This window comes from Pseudomonas frederiksbergensis (assembly GCF_035751725.1).
GTDB lineage: Bacteria > Pseudomonadota > Gammaproteobacteria > Pseudomonadales > Pseudomonadaceae > Aquipseudomonas > Aquipseudomonas frederiksbergensis_A.
Genome location: NZ_CP142104.1, coordinates 5495735 through 5518253, shown reverse-complemented (window position 1 = coordinate 5518253; position 22519 = coordinate 5495735). Strand labels below are relative to the sequence as shown.

Here is a 22519-nt window from a genome sequence, read left to right as displayed (position 1 = left end):
GCGGGGTAGGGGCTTTTGTGGCAAGGGAGTCAACTGGAATCAGAGGATCCGCACCCGCAACGACCGGCCCTTGATCTTGCCATCGTTCAGGCGTTGCAGGGCCTGTTTGGCGATGCCGCGTTCCACCGCCACGTAGGCCTGGAAATCGAAGATCGCAATCTTGCCGACCTGGGCGCCAGGGATGCCGGCCTCGCCGGTCAGGGCGCCGAGGATGTCGCCGGGGCGGACCTTGTCCTTGCGCCCGGCGCCGATGCACAGCGTACTCATGGCCGGTAGCAGCGGGCCGCCGCCCTGGGGCTTGAGGTTGTCCAGTTGGTCCCAGCTCAGCGGCGCCTTCTGCAGTTGCTCGATGGCCTGGGCGCGGTGGGCTTCGGACGGCGCCACCAGGCTGATGGCGATGCCTTTCTCACCGGCGCGACCGGTGCGGCCGACACGGTGGATGTGAATTTCCGAGTCGCGGGCCAGCTCGACGTTGATCACCATGTCCAAGGCATCGATGTCCAGGCCGCGGGCCGCCACGTCGGTGGCCACCAGCACCGAGGTGCTGCGGTTGGCGAACATCGCCAGCACCTGGTCGCGGTCACGCTGTTCCAGGTCGCCGTGCAGGCCCACGGCAGAGATGCCCTTGGCCGTCAGGTGATCGACGGTTTCCTGGACCTGCTGCTTGGTGAAGCAGAACGCCACGCAAGAGGCCGGACGGAAATGCGCCAGCACCTTGACCACCGCGTCCATGCGCTCCTCGGGGGAGATCTCGTAGAAGCGTTGCTCGATCTGCGCGTCGGAGTGGAATGCCTCGGCCTTCACTTGCTGCGGGTCACGCATGAACTTGGAGGCGAGTTGCTTGATGCCCACCGGGTAAGTGGCGGAGAACAGCAGCGTCTGGCGGCGTTCCGGGGTCTGCTGGATGATGTCTTCGATGGCGTCATAAAAACCCATGTCGAGCATGCGGTCGGCTTCGTCGAGGATCAGCGTGTTAAGGCCGTCGAGCACCAGCGAACCCTTGCGCAGGTGCTGCTGGATCCGGCCTGGCGTGCCGACGATGATATGGGCGCCGTGTTCGAGGGAGGCGATCTGCGGGCCGAAGGACACGCCGCCGCACAGGGTCAGGACCTTGATGTTGTCTTCGGCACGGGCCAGGCGGCGGATTTCCTTGGCGACCTGGTCGGCCAGCTCACGGGTCGGGCATATCACCAGGGCCTGGCAGCCGAAATAGCGCGGGTTGATCGGGTTCAGCAGGCCGATGCCGAAGGCTGCGGTCTTGCCGCTGCCGGTCTTGGCCTGGGCGATCAGGTCCATACCCTTGAGGATCACCGGCAAGCTTTGCGCCTGGATCGGCGTCATCTGGGCATAACCGAGTGATTCGAGGTTAGCCAGCATGGCGGCGGACAGCGGCAAAGTATTAAAAGCGGTGGCGATGGTGGTCACGGGACGGGCCTGCAAAACAAAATGTCGCGCAGTGTAACAGCCTCGTGCCACTTTCTTCGAAAGATCTGGACGAGCTGTGTAGCCAGACCGCGGAGCCCTGTGGCGAGGGAGCTTGCTCCCGCTGGGGTGCGAAGCGCCCCCAAACCGGCCTGCCCGCTGAGCTCAGCTTAATGCTCGATGTGCTCATCCGGTCGCTTCTGCCGCCGCCCGTCCTGCTTCGACAGTTGCGAAAAGATCGTCGCCGCCAGCATCGCCATGATCCCCACCGTCACGAAGGTCAATTGGAACGCGCCCAGCACCGTGTCCACGCCGTCATTGCCAACCTGGGCGGTGAAGCCGCCGAGCAAGGCCCCGGCGCAAGCCACGCCCAGGCTCAGGGACAGTTGCGCCACCACCGACAACAAGCTGTTGCCGCTGCTGGCGCTGGCGTCGTCCAGGTCGATCAAGGTCACGGTGTTCATCGCGGTGAATTGAAGCGAGTTGATCGCTCCCAGCACTGCCAGATGCGCGAGCAACAGCCAGTACGGTGTCTGCTCGCTGACCAAGCCCATGCTCGCCAGCATCACGCCCAGGGCCAGGGTATTGGCGGTCAGGACGATGCGATAGCCGAAGCGTTCGATCAGCGGCCGGGCGACCGATTTGGCGACCATCGCTGCGGCCGCCAGGGGCAGCATGCTCATCCCGGCCTGGGAGGGCGAATAACCCAAGGCGACTTGCAACAACAACGGCACCAGGAACGGCAGGGCGCCGCTGCCCAGGCGCGCGAACAGATTGCCGAGGATGCCCACCGCAAAGGTCCGGGTCTTGAACAATGACGGTGGGAACAGCGCGTTCTCGACGTGCCCGGCCCGCAACCAATACGCCGCCAGGCAGGCCATGCCGCCGAACAGCAGCAACATCACCCGCAGGTGCGGCAGGTGCAGTTCCCCCAGGCCTTCCATGGCGATGGTGATCAGCACCATTGCCGCACCGAACAACAGGAAACCCAGGCCATCGAAGCGTGTGCGCTCAGTGCCGCGCAGGTCTGGGATGAACTTCCACACCGCGTAGCAGCCGATCACACCCACCGGCAGATTGATGATGAAGATCCAATGCCAGGTCATGTATTCGACCATCCAGCCGCCCATGGTCGGGCCGATCAGCGGGCCGAGCAGGCCGGGGATGGTGATGAAGCCCATGATCCGCACGAGCTCCGAGCGTGGATAGGCCCGCAATACCACCAGCCGCCCCACCGGCAGCATCAGCGCACCGCCCAGGCCTTGGATCACCCGGGCGCCGATCAGCATGCTCAACGAATTGGACAAGGCGCACAGCAGCGAGCCGAAGCTGAACAGCAGGATCGCGCCGAAGAAAATCTTCTTGGTGCCGAAGCGGTCGGCGATCCAGCCCGAGGCAGGGATCAGCAAGGCGACGGTGAGCATGTAGGCAATGATCACACCCTGCATGCGCAGCGGGTTTTCCGCCAGGTCGTTGGCCATGGCGGGCAGGGCGGTATTGAGGATGGTGCCGTCCAGGGACTGCATGAAGAAAGCGATCGCCACCACCCACGGGAGCCAGCGGGCGGTGACGGCGTCGAGGGGAGCGCGGTTGGGCATGGGACCTCTTGGATGGAAAGTGAACAATTTCCTGTGGCGAAAACGCTTTTTGTGGCGAGAGAGCAAGCTCCCTCGCCGCGGGGGGCCGCGTGTCACAGCGTCAATGTCAACCGTTTGACCAGCGCCCCCGGCAACAACATCGAGGCCGTGGCCCGCTGGCTGTAGGTGCTGGCCGAGAGCAGGAGTTCCCGCTCCCGGGTCAGCGCTTCGAGTTGCGAGCCGAGCAGGCTGTAGACGCTGTCGTCGAAACGCATCGTGCTCACCGGTGCCTGGATCCGACCGTTCTCGACCCAGAACGTGGCAAAGCGGGTCATGCCGGTCAGTCGCGCCGCCGGTTGGTCCGAGTAGTTCAGGTACCAGAGGTTACTGATATACAGCCCGGTGCCGAGTTCTTCGAGGATGTACTTCTGCTCCAGTTGCCCACCCTGCATGTCCAGCGCCGTGGGGTATTCGTAGCTGCTTGCGCCGTTGGCGGCGAGGCCGTATTCGGCGGCGCTGCGGGAGTTGACCAACTGCGCGTTAGCCGTGCCCTTGGCGATCAGCCCCAAGTCATCGCGGGGATAACCTTCGTCGGAAAATGCCGGGCTCAACGAGCCGCTGACTTGCTCGGTCAACCACACGTTGGGGCTGAAGTGGGCTTCGCCGGCATAGAACTTCTGCAGCGGGCTTTGTTTGCTGGCAATTGCCCGGGCCGAGAACCCGCCCCAACTGAGCATGCCCATGATTTCTTCCAGCGCAGCCGGCGCCAGGTAGGCGCGGTATCCGCCAGGCGGTAGGGTGCGCAGCGGGCGACCGAGGAATTCCAGTTGCTCGCGGGCCTGCTCGAAGCGCCGGGCGAATCCGTCGTGGCTCCACTCGTGCCCGGCGTAGCTGGCTTTCACCGCCTGGCCATTTTCATGGAACAGGCTGAAATCGAAGTTGAAACTGTTGGCCTGATGCCAGCCGAACGCGCCAGACGAACTGGCGAAGCCACGGCTGATGGGACCTGCGGCGTAAAAACCGACCAGGTCCAGGCCTTCGGCGGCGCGGGTGATTTCAGCGACGGCCTGGTCGGTGTCCGGCAGCGGATGGTCCTGCACGTTGGTGCTCTGCCAATGGTTGTGGTTGAGCAGCAGGTAGGGATCGGCTGGCAGCAGCGGCAATGTCTCGCGCAATTGTTGCAGCCCGTCGGCCAAGCGTCGCAGGTCGGTCTCGGTGTCGCCGGACAAGGTGATCTGCAGGTCGGCATGACGGCCGTCATTGATCAACTTGAAACTGACATTGGCCTGTTGCACCTGGCCGGCCTGGCGGACCTTGCCATGGTTGAAGCGCACGAAGGCCGACGTTTCGGCGGCGTAGCCCAGGGTGAATTGCTCAGGCTCGTGCAGCGCGTCGCGCAACCAGTCGACCAGTGCCTTGAACGCCCCAGCTTGATTATTGACGGTGCTCATCAGGCATCTCCCCCAAACACATCCACGTTGCTGAATACGCAGGCCGGCGACGCATGGCCGACGCGGATGACCTGGTTCGGTTCGCCCTTGCCGCAATTCGGCGTGCCGAGGACCTGGGAGGTGCTGGCGTCGCCCACGGCGCGCAGGCTTTTCCAGAACTGCGCGGAAATACCTCGGTAGTTGGGGTTCTTCACCACGCCCTTGAGCTCGCCGTTCTCGATCAACTGGCCCCATTCGCAGCCGAACTGGAATTTGTTGCGGGCGTCGTCGATGGACCAGGAACGGTTGGTGCGCATCAGCACGCCGTGCTCGATGCCCTGGATCAGTTGCTCCAGGGATTGGTCGCCGGGCTCGATGTTCAGGTTGGCCATGCGGTCGATGGGCGGCCGATTCCAGCCGCAGGCGCGGCTGTTCGCGACACCGTCGAGGCCGGCACGGAACTGTGAAAGTGCCCCGCCCAGTGGACGCAGCAGCAGGCCTTCGCGGATGAGGAATTGCTTGCTGGCGGCGCTGCCGTCGTCGTCATGGCTGTAACTCGCCAGCTCCTCGGGAATGTCCGGGTCGAAGGTTACGTTCAGCAGGCGGGAGCCGTATTGCAAGTGTCCGAAATCGCTGGTCCTGACGAAACTGGTGCCGGCGTAATTGCGCTCATCACCGAGGATGCGGTCCAGTTCCAGCGGGTGGCCGATGGACTCGTGGATCTGCAGCATCATCTGGTCGGGCATCAGCAGAAGGTCGCGTGGGCCTGCCGGGGTGTTTGGCGCCATCAGCAGCTGCAGGGCCTGGTCGGCGATTTTTGGCCCGGCGCCGATCAGGCCGCAACGGCTGATCACGTCGAAGCCTCCTTGCTGGCCGAAGTTTTCCCGGCCCAGGGTGCGGGTCTGGCTGTCCTGGCCGTCGAAGGCGGTGACGTCCAGGGCCGGATAGATGAAACGTTGGGCCTGGCGCAGTTCAGCGCCGGCGCTATTGAGGTAGATCTGCTCGACCTGGGTCAGGCCGATGCTGGCTTGCCAGTTCACCAGGCGCTCGTCCTGGGGCACTGCGGCGGACTCGTCGCCGAGCAATTGGTAACAATCGCTCAGCGCAGGGAACGCCTGGTCGAAATGCGGCGAAAAGTAATCGGCGCGGTCGCTGGACACCGTCTGCTCGCGCAGGTCGAGCAGGGCGTGGGGCTTGAGCTGGCGAGCGTATTGCTCGGCGCGCTCCAGTGCCGATTGCAGGCCGGTCTGGGACAGGTCGTTGGTAGCAGCGTACGCCTCGACCCCGTTGACCCTCACGGTGAGCATCGCCCCTTCGTCATGGCCCAGGCTGGGCGGTTCGGCGACATTCTTGCGCACCGACAAGTGTTGGCCGGACTCGCGCACGTAACGCAGGGAAAAGAATTCAGCGCCCGTGCGCAAGGCAGCAAAACGCTGCTTGAGCTGGGGGTGGAAGTCGAACATGGAACCTCCTTGTCTGGAGTGGCGATGCAGCGAGGTGCGGCGCAGTGACGCGGTGGCTCTAGAGTAGGCCTGGGGCGGGGGAGGGATCAAGGCAGATGGGAGTTTTGCGATGCGGCAGTCAGAGACCATGCTGGATGGGCTGGCCCCTTCGCGAGCAGGGTCGCTCCCACGTTGGGATCGTCGGTGGTCACAAAACCTGTGTCCACCTCAGAACCCCTGTGGAAGCGAGCCTGCTCCGGGCGGCGATCCGACGAAGACCGCGCCTCGGTCTTGAGTGGTTACTGCACTGCCGTGGTCACTTCACGCAACGGCTTGCCACGCACCGGTGCATCGCCGGCTACGTAGTAAGGCGCGGTGCTGCGAGGCAACGGCTTGCGGCCGCGGATCCTGTCGGCGATTTTCTCGGCCATCATGATCGTCGGCGCGTTGAGGTTGCCGGTGGTGATGATCGGCATGATCGAGGCGTCGACCACGCGCAAGCCTTCCATGCCATGCACGCGGCCTTCGCCGTCCACCACGGCCATGTCGTCGGTGCCCATCTTGCACGAGCAGGATGGGTGGAACGCGGTTTCGGCGTGCTCGCGGATGAACTGGTCCAGTTGCTCGTCCGTCTGCACCTCGATCCCCGGGCTGATTTCCCTGCCGCGGAACGGATCGAGCGCCGGCTGCTGCATGATCTCGCGGGTCAGGCGGATGCCGTCGCGAAATTCCTGCCAGTCCTGCTCGGTCGCCATGTAGTTGAACAGGATGCTCGGGTGCTGGCGCGGGTCCTTGGACTTGGCCTGGATCCGACCACGGCTCGGCGAGCGCATGGAGCCCATGTGCGCCTGGAAACCGTGTTCCTTCACACCGTTGCTGCCGTTGTAGTTAATCGCCACCGGCAAGAAGTGGTACTGGATGTTCGGCCATTCGAAATCCGGGCGTGTGCGGATGAAACCGCCGGCTTCGAACTGGTTGCTGGCGCCGATGCCGGTGCCGTTGAACAGCCACTCGGCACCGATGGCCGGCTGGTTGTACCAGAGCAGCGACGGGTACAGCGAGACCGGTTGGGTGCAGGCGTATTGCAGGTACAGCTCCAGGTGATCCTGGAGGTTTTCACCGACGCCCGGCAGGTCGTGGACGACGGGGATGTCGAGGCGTTCCAGCAGCTTGGCCGGGCCGACGCCGGAGCGTTGCAGGATCTGCGGCGAGGCGATGGCGCCGGAGCACAGCAGCACTTCCTTGCGCGCCCGGGCCTCGACGCGCTCTTCAGCGGCGCCCACCAGGTAACGCACGCCGACCGCGCGCTTGCCTTCGAACAGGATCTTGTCGGTCAGGGCGTGGGTGACGATGGTCAGTGTCGAGCGCTTCTTGGCGACGTCCAGGTAGCCGCGTGCGGTACTGGCGCGACGGCCGTTGGGCGTGACGGTACGGTCCATCGGGCCGAAACCTTCCTGCTGGTAGCCGTTGAGGTCTTCGGTGCGCGGGTAACCGGCCTGCACGCCGGCTTCGACCATGGCGTGGAACAGCGGGTTGTTGCCGGCCTTGGGCGTGGTCACGCTGACCGGGCCGTCGCCGCCGTGGTAGTCATTCGGGCCGATGTCGCGGGTTTCGGCCTTGCGGAAATACGGCAGGCAATCGAGGTAGGTCCAGTCTTCCAGGCCCGGCAGCTTGGCCCAGTTGTCGTAATCCAGGGCGTTGCCGCGGATGTAGCACATGCCGTTGATCAGCGAAGAACCGCCCAGGCCCTTGCCACGACCGCATTCCATGCGGCGGCCGTTCATGTGCGGCTCGGGGTCGGTCTCGTAGGCCCAGTTGTAGCGACGGCCTTGGAGAGGGAATGCCAGGGCAGCGGGCATCTGGGTGCGGAAGTCCAGGCGATAATCCGGGCCGCCGGCTTCGAGCAGCAGGACGGTGACGCCTTCGTCTTCGGTCAGGCGGCTGGCCAGAGTGTTACCGGCCGAGCCGGCACCGATGATGATGTAATCGAATTCTTGGGACATGAAATGCACCCTCTTCGGGAATTGGGTTCAGGTCGCGGTCGCCTGTGCTACCTGTGGCGAGGGGATTTATCCCCGGCCGGCTGCGTAGCAGTCGCAAACAGGGCGACCGTGTTCTGTCTGAATGGTCTGGGACTTGAAGTTGGGGCCGCTTCGCAGCACAGCGGGAGCAAGCTCCCTCGCCACAAAAGCCCCAGCCCCAGGTTCGGTGTCAGATCAGAACACCGACGTGTAGTCGCCCATCTCGACCTGCACCGACTTGATGCGGGTGTAGTTGGTCAGCGAACTGATGCCGTTCTCGCGACCTACACCCGATTGCTTGTAGCCGCCGACGGGCATTTGCGCCGCCGATTCGCCCCAGGCGTTGATCCAGCAGATGCCGGCTTCGAGCTCGTGGATCACGCGGTGGGCGCGGTTGAGGTCGCGGGTCACGACGCCGGCGGCCAGGCCGAAGTCGGTGTCGTTGGCACGACGGATCACTTCTTCTTCGGTTTCATAGGTGAGGATGCTCATCACCGGGCCGAAGATCTCTTCACGCACGATGGTCATGTCATCGGTGCAATCGGTGAACACGGTCGGGGCGACGAACGCGCCCTTGGCGAATTCGCCGTCGGTCAGGCGACCACCGCCGCACAGCAGGCGCGCGCCTTCGGCTTTGCCTTTCTCGATATAGCCCAGCACGCTTTCCATGTGGGCGAAGCTCACCAGCGGGCCGAAATTGGTATTTTCATCTTCTGGATTACCGATGCGGATGCGCGCCACGCGCTCGGCGATCTTGGCTTCGAACGCCGCCTTGAGGTGGCTCGGCACGAACACGCGGGTGCCGTTGGTGCAGACCTGGCCGGAGCTGTAGAAGTTGGCCATCATCGCGGTGTCGGCGGCGCGATCCAGGTCGGCGTCGTCGAAGATGATCAGCGGCGACTTGCCGCCCAGCTCCATGGTCACGTCCTTGAGCGAGGAGCTCGAAGCGCTGGCCATGACTTTCTTGCCGGTATCGGTGCCGCCGGTGAAGGAGATTTTCTCGATGCGCGGGTGTTCGGTCAGCCAGGTGCCGACTTCACGGCCGCTGCCGGTCAACACGTTGAATACACCTGCTGGAACGCCGGCTTCGGTGTAGATCTCGGCCAGTTTCAGAGTGGTCAGCGAGGTGACTTCGCTTGGCTTGAAGATCATCGCGTTACCCGCAGCCAGGGCCGGGGCGGATTTCCAAAGGGCGATCTGGATCGGGTAGTTCCAGGCGCCGATACCGGCCACCACGCCCAGGGGCTCGCGGCGGGTGTAGACGAATGAAGTGGTGCGCAGCGGAACCTGTTCGCCTTCGATGGCAGGCACCAGGCCTGCGTAATATTCCAGCACGTCGGCACCGGTGACGATGTCGACGTAGCGGGTTTCGGAGTAGGCCTTGCCGGTGTCCAGGGTTTCCAGGGCGGCCAGCTCATCGTTGCGTTCGCGCAGAATGTCCACGGCACGACGCAGGATGCGCGAGCGCTGCATGGCGGTCATGGCGGCCCAGACTTTCTGGCCCTTTTCGGCACTGACCACGGCGCGTTCGACGTCTTCTTTCGTCGCGCGTTGCACCAGGGCGAGCACTTCACCATTGGCCGGGTTGATGGCTTCGAAAGTGGCGTCGCCGCTGGCATCGCTGTACGCGCCATCGATGTAGAGTTTTTGCAGTTCGAAACGGGCCATAAAGTCCTCGCAAGTGCATAAGTGGTTGGCTGACCACCGAGCGTGTCGTTTATAGCTGACTACGCGCTGCGGTGGCGGTTCAGGCGTCGAGCGGTTCTGTGTGCTCTGGCGCCCCTGCCTTGGCCAATTGGAAATCCATGTATTCGTAAGCGATCTGGTGTGCCTGGGCGGTATCGAACGCGTCTCCCGACAGCGCGCCGCGCAGCCACAACCCGTCAATCAGGGCGGCCAGGCCCCGAGCCGCACTGCGCGCCTGGTCGACAGGCAACACGCGGCGGAACTGGCAACACAGGTTGGAATACAGACGGTGATCGTTGATCCGCTGCAACCTGTGCAAAGACGGGTGGTGCATGCTGGTGGCCCAGAAGGCCAGCCAGGTTTTCATTGCCGGGCCGTTGACCTGGCTGGCGTCGAAGTTGCCTTCGATGATCACCTTCAGGTGAGCTCGCGGGCTCGAGTCCGTCAGCGCTTGACGACGCGCGGTGACGTTCTCGCTCAGGACAGTCATCAGGTACTGGGCCGTAGCCGCGATCAGGCCGTTCTTGTCCTGAAAGTAGTGACTGATGATGCCGTTCGAAACTCCGGCCAAACGGGCGATCAGCGCAATGCTGGCGTCCCCCATTCCGACCTGATCGACGGCCTGCAAAGTGGCTTCGATCAATTGCTGGCGGCGGATGGGTTGCATACCGACCTTGGGCATCTAGCACATCTCCTTAGGCCATCCGGCGCACGAATGTCGTCTGCCGGAACGAAAGCCAGTCTATTTTGTTTTGATTGAACGTTCAATCAACAAAAAATAAGTTCTATGACAAGTCGTCGCTATTTGCCGGGGCGAGGACTTTTGGGGATGTCTTTATAACACTCGTCGGTTGGCATGTAGGCCAAATGCGCCTGATGGCTGGAAGGCTTGTCAGCAGTTGGCACCCCAAACAAAAACGCCGCGATCATCTCGCGGCGTTCTTGTTTGCGAGGGCTCAGCCCAGGTTCTTGCCGAGCAACGCGTGATACAGCTCGCTGTCACCCAGGATCCCGACCACTTTCTGGTTATCGTGGAGCACCAGTTTGTTGCCGGTCTGGTAGCGGATCTGCAAGGCGTCGCGCATGCCGATGCTGGAGTCGACCAGGGTCGGGAAACGGCCCAGGCCTTCGACGGATTGCCCCGGCGCCCAGTTTTGCAGGTCCAGCGCGGCGCCGTTCTGCCGGGCGCCCTTGATGGTGTTGCCTTCGGCCAGGTCGAGCCAGGAGTCACCGCCCGGGTCCAGGCACACCGAACCGTTGATGCGCTTGCAGTTGTCCAGGGTGCGCATCAGGCTGCGACCGCAGAGCACGTTGAGCGGGTTGGTATGGGCGACGAAGGTGCGCACATAGTCGTCCGCCGGGTTCAGTACGATTTGTTCCGGCTTGCTGTACTGGATGATGCGCCCGTCTTTCATGATGGCGATGCGGCTGCCCAGTTTCAGGGCCTCGTCCAGGTCGTGGCTGACGAACACGATGGTCTTGCTCAGCTTGCGCTGCAGCTCCAGCAGTTCGTCCTGCAGGCCTTGGCGGATCAACGGATCGAGGGCCGAGAACGGTTCGTCCATCAGCAGGATGTCGGCGTCCATCGCCAGGGCGCGGGCCAGGCCGACGCGTTGTTGCATACCGCCGGACAGCTCGTCGGGTTTCTTGTTGCGCCACTGGGTCAGGCCCACAAGCTCAAGTTTCTCATCCACCAGCTTCTTGCGTTCCTTCTCCGGCCGGCCCTGCATTTCCAGGCCGAAGCTGATGTTCTCGCGCACCGTCAGCCAAGGCATCAGGGCGAACTTCTGGAACACCATGGCGATGCGCTTGGTGCGCATCATCTTCAGTTCGGCGGGGGTGCAGGAGGCGATGTCGATCTGCCGGCCTTCGTGCTCGACGAACAGTTTGCCGCGACTCACCGTGTTCAAGCCGTTGATGCAGCGCAGCAGGCTGGATTTGCCGGAGCCGGACAGGCCCATCAGCACACAGATCTCGCCTTTTTCGATGTCGAGGCTGGCCTTTTCCACGCCGACGATCTGCCCGGTCTTCTTCAGGATTTCGTTGCGGGTCATGCCCTTGTCAAGCAGCTTCAGGGCCTCGCGAGGGTCCCGGGCGAAGATCACGTCAACGTCTTCAAAGCGAATTATGCTCATGCGTCACCCCCTACTTTGGCGTCGGGTTGTTTGCAGATTCGGTCGAGCATGATCGCCAGCAATACGATCGCCAGGCCGGCTTCGAAGCCCAGGGCGATATCAGCGGTGTTCAGTGCGTTGACCACGGGTTTACCCAGCCCGTCGGCACCGACCAGCGCCGCGATCACCACCATCGACAACGACAACATGATGCATTGGGTGATGCCTGCGGCGATGCTTGGCATGGCGTGCGGCAATTCGATGCGCGACAGGAGCTGGCGACGGGAACAGCCGAAGGCTTTGCCGGCGTCCATCAGTTCGTCCGGAACGTCGCGGATGCCCAGGTAGGTCAGGCGGATGGGCGCGGCAATTGCGAACACCACCGTGGAGATCAGGCCCGGGACCACACCCAGACCGAAAAGGGTCAGGGTAGGAATGAGGTAGACGAAGGTCGGTACCGTCTGCATCAGATCGAGTACCGGACGCATCATCGTGTAGAACATCGGCTTGTGCGCGGCAACAATGCCCAGCGGCACGCCGATCAAGACGCAGACCAGGGTCGCGAACAGCACCTGGGCGAGGGTTTCCATGGTCTCTTGCCAGTAACCCAGATTGAGGATCAACAAGAAGGACGCGATGACGAAAACGGTCAGGCCCCATTTGCGCTGGATGAAATGCGCCAGTAGCGCGATGAGGCCGATAAGCACCAGTGGATTGAACCAGGTCAGCGCAAACGTCACGCCGTGAATCATCGTTTCCAGGAACATCGCGATTGCGTCGAAGGTGTTGGCGCCGTTTTGCGTCAACCATTCGACAAAGCCCGCGATGTACTGGCCCAAGGGTATTTTCTGATCAATAAGCATGGTAGTGAACGTCCGCATGCAAGGAATAAACAGCCCGGGCGAGCGAACCCGCCCGGCATAAGCTTTTTACTGCGCGAGCTTGGCTTTCACGGCCTCCAGGCCAGGTTTACCGTCAATGGTGGTAACACCGGCCAGCCAGGTATCGAGCACCTGTGGGTTTTTCTTCAGCCAGGCCTTGGCGGCCGCCTCTGGCTTCATCTTGTCGTCCAGCACGTTGCCCATCAGCGTACTTTCCATGTCCAGGGTGAAGACCAGGTTTTTCAACAGCTGGCCGACGTTGCTGCATTCCTGGGCGTAGCCTTTGCGGGTGTTGGTGTAGATGGTCGCCTGGCCGAAGTTCGGGCCGAAGAACTCATCGCCACCGGTGAGGTATTTCATCTTGAAGCGGGTGTTCATCGGATGCGGCTCCCAGCCCAGGAACACCACGGCGGTATTGCGACGCTGGGCGCGATCGACTTGCGACAGCATGCCGGCTTCGCTCGACTCGACGACCTTGAAGCCAGCGTCCTTGAGGCCGAAGGCATTCTTGTCGATCATGCTCTGGATCAAGCGGTTGCCGTCGTTGCCCGGCTCGATGCCGTAGATCTTGCCGTCCAGTTCCTTCTTGAACTTGGCGATGTCGGCAAAATCCTTGAGGCCTTTGTTGTAGAGCTCTTCGGGAACCGCCAGGGTGTACTTGGCGTTTTCGAGGTTGGCGCGCACGGTTTCCACGGTGCCGGCTTCGCGATAGGCCTTGATGTCGTTTTCCATGGTCGGCATCCAGTTGCCGAGGAACACGTCCATGTTCTTGCCATCAGCCAGGGACTTGTAGGTCACCGGCACGGAAATCATCGTGGTCTTGGTCTTGTAGCCGAGGGCGTCGAGTACGACGCTGGTGGTCGCGGTGGTCACGGTGATGTCGGTCCAGCCGACATCGGAGAAGTTGACGGTACTGCATTGTGCGGGTTCTGCAGCGTTGGCCAGCATTGGAAGACTCAGCATGGCGGCCAACAACAACGGCGTGGAACCTTTCATGGGTGGACTCCTGGTGTTTTATCGGCAGTGTCCGGTCGGGACAACCGCGCTTTTTTGCTTTTCTTGAGTTGCGGTTGGTGGCGCGTGGGCACTCTTCGTGGCACGCGGCCTTGCAAACGAGCCGTAACCGATCATGTACCAGTGCAAATCTGACGCCTACAGGGCGCGTCGTATCCAGTACAGGGAGGGTCGCATCCAGTGTTGGTGACGTCGTTTACAGATTTTTTCAGCCCTCGACTGGCTTCTGAGACGCAAAAAACGTCGTAAAACCTGGGCGAAAGGAACGCGGCGTTGCTGGGCATGATTGCGTCGGTGTCAGACGTTGAAACCGAAGGCAAAAGCCCGATGATGCGGCCATCCCGGCGTTGAGCGTAGCAGCTGCGCCACCGGGCGCTCCTGCGCCCGGAAGTGACCGTTCTGGAGAGTCAAGGCAATGGCCATCAGCGTGTTCGACCTGTTCAAGATTGGTATCGGCCCGTCCAGTTCCCACACCGTGGGACCCATGCGCGCAGCGGCGCTGTTTGTCGAAGCGCTGAGGGCCAAGGCGCTGCTGCACGATGTGCGTCGGGTCGAGGTGCAACTGTTCGGTTCGTTGTCGGCCACCGGCATCGGTCACGGCAGCGACAACGCCGTGATCATGGGTTTGATGAGCGAGTGGCCCGACGTGATCGACCCGTCGCAGATCGGCACGCGCATCCAGTTGCTGCGCGAAACCCAGACCCTCTTGCTCGACGGCCGCCTGCCGGTGCCTTTCGTCTGGGACCGCGACATGCGCCTGATTGACGAAAACCTGCCATTCCACCCCAACGCGATGACGCTGGTGGCCGAAGGTGAAAGCGGCGAATTGCATCGCGATACCTACTATTCCGTCGGTGGCGGTTTTGTCGTCGACCAGGCCCAAGCCTCCAGTGGCGTGGTGGATCTGGACGCCACCGAATTACCTTATGATTTTTCCAGCGCCGAAGAACTGCTCACGCTGTGTCGCACGCACAACCTGCGGGTGGCTGAATTGATGATGGCCAACGAGAAGGTCTGGCGTTCGGAAGAAGAGATTCGCAGCGGCTTGATGAAACTCTGGCGGGCCATGCAGGACTGCGTCGAACAGGGCCTCAAGCACGAGGGCATCCTGCCCGGCGGCTTGAATGTCCGTCGGCGTGCGGCGAAGTTGCATCGCAGCCTGCAAGAACTGAACAAACCGAACGTGATCGGCTCGACCCTGAGTGCGATGGAGTGGGTCAACCTGTTTGCCCTGGCCGTCAACGAGGAGAACGCCGCCGGTGGGCGCATGGTCACGGCGCCGACCAACGGTGCGGCGGGGATCATTCCGGCGGTGCTGCACTACTTCATGAAATTCAGCGAAGCGGTGACCGACGCCAATGTCGTGGATTACTTCCTCGGCGCCGCAGCGGTGGGGATCCTGTGCAAGAAGAACGCTTCGATCTCCGGCGCGGAAGTGGGCTGCCAGGGCGAAGTCGGCTCGGCTTGCGCCATGGCGGCGGCGGGGCTGGCGGAAATCCTCGGGGCCACGCCGGAACAACTGTGCAACGCGGCGGAAATCGGCCTGGAGCACAACCTCGGCCTGACCTGCGACCCGGTGGGCGGCCTGGTCCAGGTGCCGTGTATCGAGCGCAATGCCATCGCGGCAGTGAAAGCCATCAACGCTGCGCAGATGGCCCTTCGCGGTGATGGCCAGCATTTTATTTCCCTGGATCGGGTAATCCGCACCATGCGCGATACCGGCGCCGACATGCACGACAAATATAAAGAGACATCACGGGGCGGCTTGGCGGTCAGTGCGGTGGAGTGCTGATTTTGTGGCGAGGGGGATAAATCCCCTCACCATGAAAATGATCGAAAACCGCTCGTAAAATGCACACTGCTATAAAAACTCGCCACGTTTTGGCGCGTCGCAAACAGATAAGACGTGACTTGTCGGTCACGCCTTTGTACGCCGCCCCACCGTTCGTCCCCGCGCTTGCGGTGACAACCATCGCGCACACGGCGCAGCCCAGTTACCACAAGTGCTACCGATCTGCTCACAGCCCGCCCTGGCAGGCGCCTGCCGCCCTTGATGGCAATTAGAACCCAGCCTCGACAGGCCCCTCATATAGACAGGCCGGCATGTCGTTTTCAGGAGTTATTGAACGCCCATTCAAATTTAGGCATGGCATTTGCTCTATTCCGATAAAGGCCCCGTCTCACGCAAGAGAATGATGGGCAATAACAAGAGCCTCCGCCTGAGGCCATCACCCGCTTTGTGTGAGGAGATACCGCGATGACGACGTCCAACTCCGGGGCCCAACCCCAGAACCGTGCGCCTCAATCCATCGGCTTTCTGCTGCTGGACAATTTCACGCTGATTTCCCTGGCGTCCGCGGTGGAACCGCTACGCATGGCCAACCAATTGTCCGGTCGCGAGCTGTACCGCTGGACCACCCTGACCGTCGATGGCGGCCAAGTCTGGGCCAGTGACGGTTTGCAGATCACTCCGGACGCCTCGATGCACAAAGCGCCGTCCCTGGACACCGTCATCGTGTGTGGTGGTATCGGCATCCAGCGCACCGTGACCCGCGAACATGTCTCATGGCTGCAAAGCCAGGCCCGCCAGTCCCGTCGCCTTGGCGCGGTCTGCACCGGTAGCTGGGCCCTGGCGTGCGCCGGCCTGCTGGACGGTTTCGATTGCAGCGTGCATTGGGAATGCCTGGCGGCGATGCAGGAGGCTTTCCCGCGGGTGTCGATGAGCACGCGCCTGTTCACCCTCGACCGCAACCGGTTCACCAGCTCCGGCGGCACCGCGCCGCTGGACATGATGCTGCACCTCATCAGCCGTGATCACGGTCGGGAGCTGTCGGCGGCGATCTCCGAGATGTTCGTCTACGAGCGTATCCGCAACGAGCAGGATCACCAGCGCGTGCCGCTCAAGCACATGCTCGGCACCAATCAGCCGAAGCTGCAGGAAATCGTCGCGCTGATGGAAGCCAACCTCGAAGAGCCGATCGACCTGGACGAGCTGGCGGTGTACGTCGCCGTGTCCCGGCGTCAGTTGGAGCGGTTGTTCCAGAAGTACCTGCACTGCTCGCCGTCGCGCTATTACCTCAAGCTGCGACTGATTCGTGCGCGGCAACTGCTCAAGCAGACGCCGATGTCGATCATCGAAGTGGCCTCGGTGTGCGGCTTCGTCTCCACGCCGCATTTCTCCAAGTGCTACCGCGAATACTTCGGCATTCCACCGCGCGACGAACGCGTCGGCTCCAACACCACGCAACAGGTGGCGATGATGCCGCTGCCGCAAGCGCTGGTGCTGTCGCCATTGTCCGGGCCGCTGTCGGCACTGAGCCAGGCGCGTAATGAATCGACGTTTGCCAGTGTGAGGCTCTAAAACCGAGTCGCGTGTATTCGCGAGCAAGCCCGCTCCCACATTCAACCGAGTTCCCATGGAAGACTCGGCCAAATGTGGGAGCGGGGCTTGCTCAAGAACGGATCGATCAGCCGCTATGGTTCTGCTGGTATTGCGTCAACGCGGGCAACAGCTGCTTGTCGATCGCCTGGCGCACGGCCGGCAGGATGGTGGCGCTGCTGGTGTACATGTCCTTGACCATCCGCCGCAGTTCATTGGCGCGGGCCCTGTCCAGCCCTCGCACAGCGCACTCGCATGCCTGCTCGGCAGTGGCGCCGCTGGGTATCTGCAGCCCCAGGGCCTTGAGGTGGCCCAGCAGGTCTTCCTGGTCGATCAAATCGGCGTACATCATGACGCTTTTCCTTGTTCAGGGATTGGGGTCGTGCCTGGATTCTGGTAGCCCCCCGAAGCGGCGGCAAGGGCGAATCGTCGATCTGTCACGAATGACTATGAGCGGGTCGTTTTCGGCTAACTCGCCGGATCCTGGACTGGGCACACTGGCCCCAAGCTGAATCACGATGGTTTGGTCACCCTCGCGCCACAGCTCCTCCAGTAACGCTCCTGCCCCGATCCTGTCACGGCTTGATCGGGGATTTTTTTGCCTGTGGAAATCCGCAATATCCGGTTGCCCACAAGACGCCTTCGCGAGCGGCTCGCGAAGAACGATGATGTGATTTATCTCTGCAGCACCAGAATCCGCGACAGCAACTCATCCCGATCGACATAACACCCCTGGAAATGCCGCGCCCCCGTCGCCGGGTCGAAGGCGTTGCGGGCGTGGAGAGTGCGGCGGTTGTCGAAGCACCAGAGCTGCCCGGGTTCGAGCCGCTGCACCAAGCGAAATTGCGGCTCGCGGGTCAGGGCGATGAAGCGGCGGTAGGCGCGATACAGCCTGGGCATCTGCTCGACGGAGGTGTCGAAGGGGCCGCGCAGGAAGTTCGCCATGCGGATTTCCGAGACTTGCCCAAGGGCATCCAACGCAATGATCGGCGCCAGGCAGCGGTAGTCGCTGTGGCGGTCCTTGTTGCGAAACTCCACCGGGATCTGGCACAGCGCGTCGAAGGCCTCGGGGTCTTCCTGGCGCAGGGCTTGGGCAATGGCGAAGCCGTCGACGAAAATACTTTCGCCACCCTCGGCGTCGTTCACCAGGCAATGCAGGAACTGCAACCCCGGCTGTAATTCCCGCGTCGGCAAATCGCTGTGCAGCGGCAGGTTGAAAGCGGTGTAGGCATTGCTGTCGGCATCGGCCTTGGATTGCACGTTGAAGAGCACGCCGAAGTTGCTCTCGCGTATGAAGGAAATGCGTTGGGCGATCTGTTTCAGCGAACCGGGTTCGGTGGGCACGCCGCGGACTTGGGTCAGGCCGATGTCGCGTACCGCCAGCAACCACTGGAGCAGCGCGTCGGCGTCCTCCATCAGCGCCTGGTATTCGAATACCGGCAGGTGCAGGTCGCGCTGCCAGAGTTGTCGTTGTGGCTTGCTCGCCAGGCGCTCGGCCCTGGATTGTTCATCATAGGCGTGGGCGCGCAGCCAGCCCGGGTCGAATTGGCTTTGGTGGCCGTCCTGCCAGGCCACGCACAGGCGACCTTCATCATCGACGCCGACTCCGCCGGGCGCCAAATCCTCGGGCACATCGATGATTTCCAGGACTTGCTCGCGGGTGACGCGATAGACGCATTGCGAGCACGGGCAATTATCACGCAGCCACTGGTGATGAAAGGGACTGATCCTGCCATCGGCCCACGTGACATGAACCCGGTCGGCCAACGCTGCCGCAGCGGTCAACGCGTGGACCAGGGGATAGCTGCGGAAGTCGGCAATTGCGGCGACGGGTTGCATGGCGATCTCCTCGGGATTTTATCGGGCGGGGGGCAGTGCAATGACTCGACCGATGTAGGCCGGGGTCGGCAAGTCGGACTGGCTGTCGAGCAGGGCTTTGAGCTGGTCCAGGGTCGGTTCGGTGAACGGCGCCGACCGTGGGCCCGCCAGATCGACGTGCAGCAACATCTGTTCGTTGCCGGCCAGCTCTTTATCACCGCCGACCAGGTGCAGGCTGTGGTAGAGATGCAGGCGTTTGGCGTCGTGGCCGATGATCTGCGTGTGCACCTCGACCTCGGCGCCGAGCTTCACTTCATGCAAGTAATTGAGGTGCAGTTCGAGGGTGAACAACGAGTGGCCGCTGGCTTCGCGGCTCTGGCTGTCGAGGCCGAGCCGGTCCATCAGCGCGTCGGTGGCGTAGCTGAAGATCAGCAGGTAGAAGGCATCGCGCAAGTGGCCGTTGTAGTCGACCCATTCGGGGACGATTCGGGTTTTGTAAGTGGTGAGGGTGGGCATTGTGAAACTCCACGGAGTGTCGCTGGTGTACACAACTGTGGCGAGGGAGCGAGCGCCCTCGCCACAAGGCGGATGTTTATTCGCTGAAGGCCATCCCATGTTTTTCCTTGGTGGTCTTCACCGCCTCCAGCACCGCCATCAGGCAATCATCACGATAGCGCTCCAGCGCCGAAATGCTGTGCTGCCCCAATTGCTCGCTCGTCCCGTCCACCACGTCATCGATCAGTTTTTCGGTCAGCTCCGGTGCTGGCAGATAGGTCCAGGGCAGTTGCAGCGCCGGGCCGAACTGGGCCATGAAGTGCCGCATCCCGGCATCACCGCCGGCCAGGGTGTAGGTCAGGAATGTGCCCATGAACGACCAGCGCAACCCGGCGCCAAAACGGATGGCATCGTCGATTTCGCCAGTAGTCGCCACGCCGTCATTGACCAGATGCAGCGCCTCGCGCCAGAGCGCTTCGAGCAAGCGGTCGGCGATGAAACCGGGCACTTCCTTGCGCACGTGCAGCGGTCGCATGCCGAGAGATTCATAGACTTGCATCGCCGCTTGCACGGCTTCGGGTGCGGTGTTCTTGCCGCCGACCACTTCCACCAGCGGCAACAGGTAGACGGGGTTGAACGGATGCCCGACCACGCAGCGCTCCGGATGGGTCGAGCTTTCATAGAATTCGCTCGGCAGCAGCCCCGAGGTGCTCGAGCCGATCAGCGCGTTCGGCTTGGCGGCGGCGCTGATCTGGCTGTGCAGTTGGAGTTTGAGTTCCAGGCGCTCGGGGGCGCTTTCCTGGATGAAATCGGCGTCGCGCACGCATTCTTCGATGGTGGCGACGAAGCGCAGCCGATCCGGCGAAGCGCCAGGGGCCAGGCCTTGTTTCTCCAGGGCGCCCCAGGCATTGGCGACACGCTTGCGCAGTGCCGCTTCGGCACCCGGCGCAGGGTCCCAGGCGACCACGTCGAGGCCATGGGCCAAGGCACGGCTGACCCAGCCGCTGCCGATGACACCGCTGCCCAGGGCGGCGAAGGTCTTGATGTCGGTGATGAAGCTCATGGTGGTTTCCTGAAAGGTCGGTGATCTGAAAAGGTGAGAGCGGGTCTGCGTGAACATGGGATCTGCCTTCACGGCAGATCCAAGGAACGGATTCGGGTTTAGCCGCGCTGGACCAGGCCCATCTTCTTGCGTCCTTCAGCCGGAGTGAGCACGCGAGCCCCGAGTCGGCTGAGGATTTCGCCAGCGCGCTCCACCAACTGGCCGTTGGTGGCGAGTACGCCTTTGTCCAGCCAGAGGTTGTCTTCCAGCCCGACCCGTACGTTGCCGCCCAGCAGCACCGCCTGGGCGGCCATCGGCATTTGCATGCGACCGATGCCGAAGCCGGCCCACACCGCGTCTGCCGGCAGGTTGTCGACCATGGCTTTCATGGTGGTGGTGTCGGCCGGGGCGCCCCATGGGATGCCCAGGCAGAGTTGGAACAGCGGGTTGTCCAGCAGGCCTTCCTTGATCAGTTGCTTGGCGAACCACAGGTGGCCGGTGTCGAAGATCTCCAGCTCGGCCTTCACGCCGAGCTCGGTGATGCGCTTGGCGCCGGCCCGCAGTTGGGCAGGGGTGGAGACGTAAATGGTGTCGCCGTCGCCGAAGTTCAGGGTGCCGCAATCCAGGGTGCAGATTTCCGGCAGCAGCTCTTCGACGTGGGCCAGGCGGGTCAATGGGCCCACCAGGTCAGTGTTGGGACCGAACTCCATCGGCCGTTCGCCTGCACCGATCTCCAGGTCGCCGCCCATGCCGGCGGTGAGGTTGACGATGATGTCGACATCCGCCTCACGGATGCGCTCCATCACTTCGCGGTACAGCGCCACGTCGCGGCTGAACTTGCCCGTTTGCGGGTCGCGCACGTGGCAATGGACCACCGTGGCCCCGGCTTTCGCCGCCTCGACGGCAGCGGCGGCGATCTGTTTCGGGGTGACCGGCACGTGGGGGCTCTTGGCGGTCGTGTCGCCAGCACCGGTGAGTGCGCAGGTGATGATGACGTCGTGGTTCATGGTGCGGATTCCTTCAGGCGTGGTGAGTCACCGCGCAGTTAATGGCCTGTGTGGCTAATTCGAGCACTCAACTTCGGCGCCAGAACTTGCCAGACTGCGTTGCCATTCCTCGCCGTAGCGGGCTACGACTCGTCATGGCGCCTTGCCTGGCAAGTCCTGACACTCGAATTTGAGTGCTCGAATTAACCGTACAGGCCACAAGCGCTGCGCAGAGGGAGAACGTTCAGTCAGTTACTGGTGAGCTTCAGGTTGTCGGCGGCGGGCTTGCCGTCGAAGGTGGTCACGCCTTCGAGCCAGCGCTGCTTGTCCTGCGGATGGTCCTTGAGCCACTGCCGCGCCGATTCGAGCGGATCCTTGTGATCGAGCAACGGCTGCATCATCCGGCTCTCGTCTTCGGCACTGAACGTCAGGTTGCTCAGCAGGCGGCTGACGTTCGGGCACTGCTCGGCGTAGTTCGGCGCGGTGACGGTCCAGACAGTGGCCATGCCTTCGTTCGGACCGAGGGCATCTTCGCTGCCGGTGAGGTAGGTCATTTGCACGTTGACGTTCATCGGGTGCGGTGCCCAGCCGAAGAACACCACGGCTTCCTTGCGCCGTACGGCACGGTCCACGGCGGCGAGCATGCCGGCCTCGCTGGACTCCACCAGCTGGAATTTGCCCAGGCCGAACTGGTTCTTGGCAATCATTGCCTTGATCTGGGTGTTTGCGCCGGAGCCGGGCTCGATGCCGTAGATCTTGCCGCCTAGCTCTTTCTCGAATTTGGCGATGTCGGCGAAGGTCTTCAGGCCTTTGTCGGCCAGGTAGGTCGGCACGGCCAGGGTGGCGCGGGCATCCTTGAGGCTGGGCTGCTCCAGCACCTTGACCTGCTTGGCCTCGACGAATGGCGTGATGGTCTGGGTCATCAACGGGTTCCAGTAGCCCAGGAACATGTCCAGGCGCTGGTCGCGGATGCCGGCGAAGATGATTTGCTGGGAGGCGCTGGTCTGCTTGGTCTTGTAGCCGAGGCCATCGAGCATCACTTGGGTCAGGGCACTGGTGGCGATGACGTCCGTCCAGTTGACCACGCCCAGGCGCACGTTCTGGCATGCGGCGGGCTCGGCTGCCAGGGTGGCCGAACTGAGGAAAGCGGTACCGCTGAGTGCAAGAACGCAGGAGCTGATCAGTCTTTTCATGTCGGGTTCCTCGGCAGCT

At 62.6% G+C, this 22519-nt stretch carries 18 protein-coding genes; 2 read left to right on the top strand and 16 right to left on the bottom strand.

Annotated features, from left to right (window positions below; all coding sequences use genetic code 11):
* Nucleotides 1-39 precede the first annotated feature (39 nt).
* The 10 genes from dbpA to VQ575_RS24770 all read right to left on the bottom strand — a co-directional run bounded on the left by dbpA (nucleotide 40) and on the right by VQ575_RS24770 (nucleotide 13569).
* A complete protein-coding gene (gene dbpA / locus VQ575_RS24815; RefSeq protein ID WP_230633492.1) occupies nucleotides 40-1377 on the bottom strand; it encodes an ATP-dependent RNA helicase DbpA in 1338 nt (445 codons plus the stop codon).
* Between the two features lie 215 nt (nucleotides 1378-1592).
* Nucleotides 1593-3020 carry a multidrug transporter subunit MdtD gene (gene mdtD, locus VQ575_RS24810; RefSeq protein ID WP_325918614.1) on the bottom strand — a complete coding sequence of 476 codons (1428 nt, stop codon included), beginning with the start codon at nucleotides 3018-3020 and terminating at the stop codon, nucleotides 1593-1595.
* 92 nt (nucleotides 3021-3112) lie between these two features.
* On the bottom strand, nucleotides 3113-4450 hold the full coding sequence (locus VQ575_RS24805; protein WP_325918612.1) for a TldD/PmbA family protein: 1338 nt from the start codon (nucleotides 4448-4450) through the stop codon (nucleotides 3113-3115).
* Nucleotides 4450-5892, bottom strand: a complete 1443-nt coding sequence (locus VQ575_RS24800) for a TldD/PmbA family protein (RefSeq protein ID WP_039590594.1) — start codon at nucleotides 5890-5892, stop codon at nucleotides 4450-4452. The genes VQ575_RS24805 and VQ575_RS24800 overlap by 1 nt, the downstream gene beginning before the upstream one ends.
* A 278-nt stretch (nucleotides 5893-6170) precedes the next feature.
* Nucleotides 6171-7874, bottom strand: coding sequence for a choline dehydrogenase (gene betA, locus VQ575_RS24795; protein WP_325918610.1), 1704 nt, complete (start codon nucleotides 7872-7874; stop codon nucleotides 6171-6173).
* A gap of 213 nt (nucleotides 7875-8087) precedes the next feature.
* Nucleotides 8088-9560: a betaine-aldehyde dehydrogenase gene (gene betB / locus VQ575_RS24790; RefSeq protein WP_039590599.1), complete on the bottom strand. Its 1473-nt coding sequence runs from the start codon at nucleotides 9558-9560 to the stop codon at nucleotides 8088-8090.
* 79 nt (nucleotides 9561-9639) lie between these two features.
* Nucleotides 9640-10260, bottom strand: a complete 621-nt coding sequence (gene betI, locus VQ575_RS24785) for a transcriptional regulator BetI (protein WP_039590600.1) — start codon at nucleotides 10258-10260, stop codon at nucleotides 9640-9642.
* 274 nt (nucleotides 10261-10534) lie between these two features.
* Entirely contained in the window at nucleotides 10535-11713 is a 1179-nt protein-coding gene (choV, locus tag VQ575_RS24780) for a choline ABC transporter ATP-binding protein (protein ID WP_039590601.1), read from the bottom strand.
* Nucleotides 11710-12555, bottom strand: coding sequence for a choline ABC transporter permease subunit (choW, locus tag VQ575_RS24775; protein WP_039590603.1), 846 nt, complete (start codon nucleotides 12553-12555; stop codon nucleotides 11710-11712). The genes choV and choW overlap by 4 nt, the downstream gene beginning before the upstream one ends.
* 66 nt (nucleotides 12556-12621) lie before the next feature.
* Entirely contained in the window at nucleotides 12622-13569 is a 948-nt protein-coding gene (locus VQ575_RS24770) for a choline ABC transporter substrate-binding protein (protein WP_039590604.1), read from the bottom strand.
* A gap of 433 nt (nucleotides 13570-14002) precedes the next feature.
* Between VQ575_RS24770 and VQ575_RS24765 the strand changes: the two genes are divergently transcribed.
* Both VQ575_RS24765 and gbdR read left to right on the top strand, forming a co-directional pair.
* On the top strand, nucleotides 14003-15379 hold the full coding sequence (locus VQ575_RS24765) for an L-serine ammonia-lyase (protein ID WP_045157168.1): 1377 nt from the start codon (nucleotides 14003-14005) through the stop codon (nucleotides 15377-15379).
* A 465-nt stretch (nucleotides 15380-15844) separates the two neighbouring features.
* A complete protein-coding gene (gene gbdR, locus VQ575_RS24760) occupies nucleotides 15845-16948 on the top strand; it encodes a choline metabolism transcriptional regulator GbdR (RefSeq protein WP_039590608.1) in 1104 nt (367 codons plus the stop codon).
* A gap of 106 nt (nucleotides 16949-17054) precedes the next feature.
* Here gbdR and VQ575_RS24755 read toward each other — a convergent pair whose 3' ends face one another.
* The 6 genes from VQ575_RS24755 to VQ575_RS24730 form a co-directional block, all read right to left on the bottom strand.
* Entirely contained in the window at nucleotides 17055-17318 is a 264-nt protein-coding gene (locus VQ575_RS24755; protein WP_039590609.1) for a hypothetical protein, read from the bottom strand.
* A gap of 323 nt (nucleotides 17319-17641) precedes the next feature.
* On the bottom strand, nucleotides 17642-18805 hold the full coding sequence (locus tag VQ575_RS24750) for a gamma-butyrobetaine dioxygenase (protein ID WP_325918609.1): 1164 nt from the start codon (nucleotides 18803-18805) through the stop codon (nucleotides 17642-17644).
* A gap of 18 nt (nucleotides 18806-18823) precedes the next feature.
* Nucleotides 18824-19300, bottom strand: coding sequence for a thioesterase family protein (locus VQ575_RS24745; protein ID WP_325918608.1), 477 nt, complete (start codon nucleotides 19298-19300; stop codon nucleotides 18824-18826).
* Between the two features lie 76 nt (nucleotides 19301-19376).
* Nucleotides 19377-20342: an L-carnitine dehydrogenase gene (locus VQ575_RS24740; protein ID WP_039590612.1), complete on the bottom strand. Its 966-nt coding sequence runs from the start codon at nucleotides 20340-20342 to the stop codon at nucleotides 19377-19379.
* Between the two features lie 98 nt (nucleotides 20343-20440).
* A complete protein-coding gene (locus VQ575_RS24735; RefSeq protein ID WP_045157164.1) occupies nucleotides 20441-21328 on the bottom strand; it encodes a beta-keto acid cleavage family enzyme in 888 nt (295 codons plus the stop codon).
* A gap of 227 nt (nucleotides 21329-21555) precedes the next feature.
* Nucleotides 21556-22500 carry a choline ABC transporter substrate-binding protein gene (locus VQ575_RS24730; RefSeq protein WP_039590614.1) on the bottom strand — a complete coding sequence of 315 codons (945 nt, stop codon included), beginning with the start codon at nucleotides 22498-22500 and terminating at the stop codon, nucleotides 21556-21558.
* Nucleotides 22501-22519 lie beyond the last annotated feature (19 nt).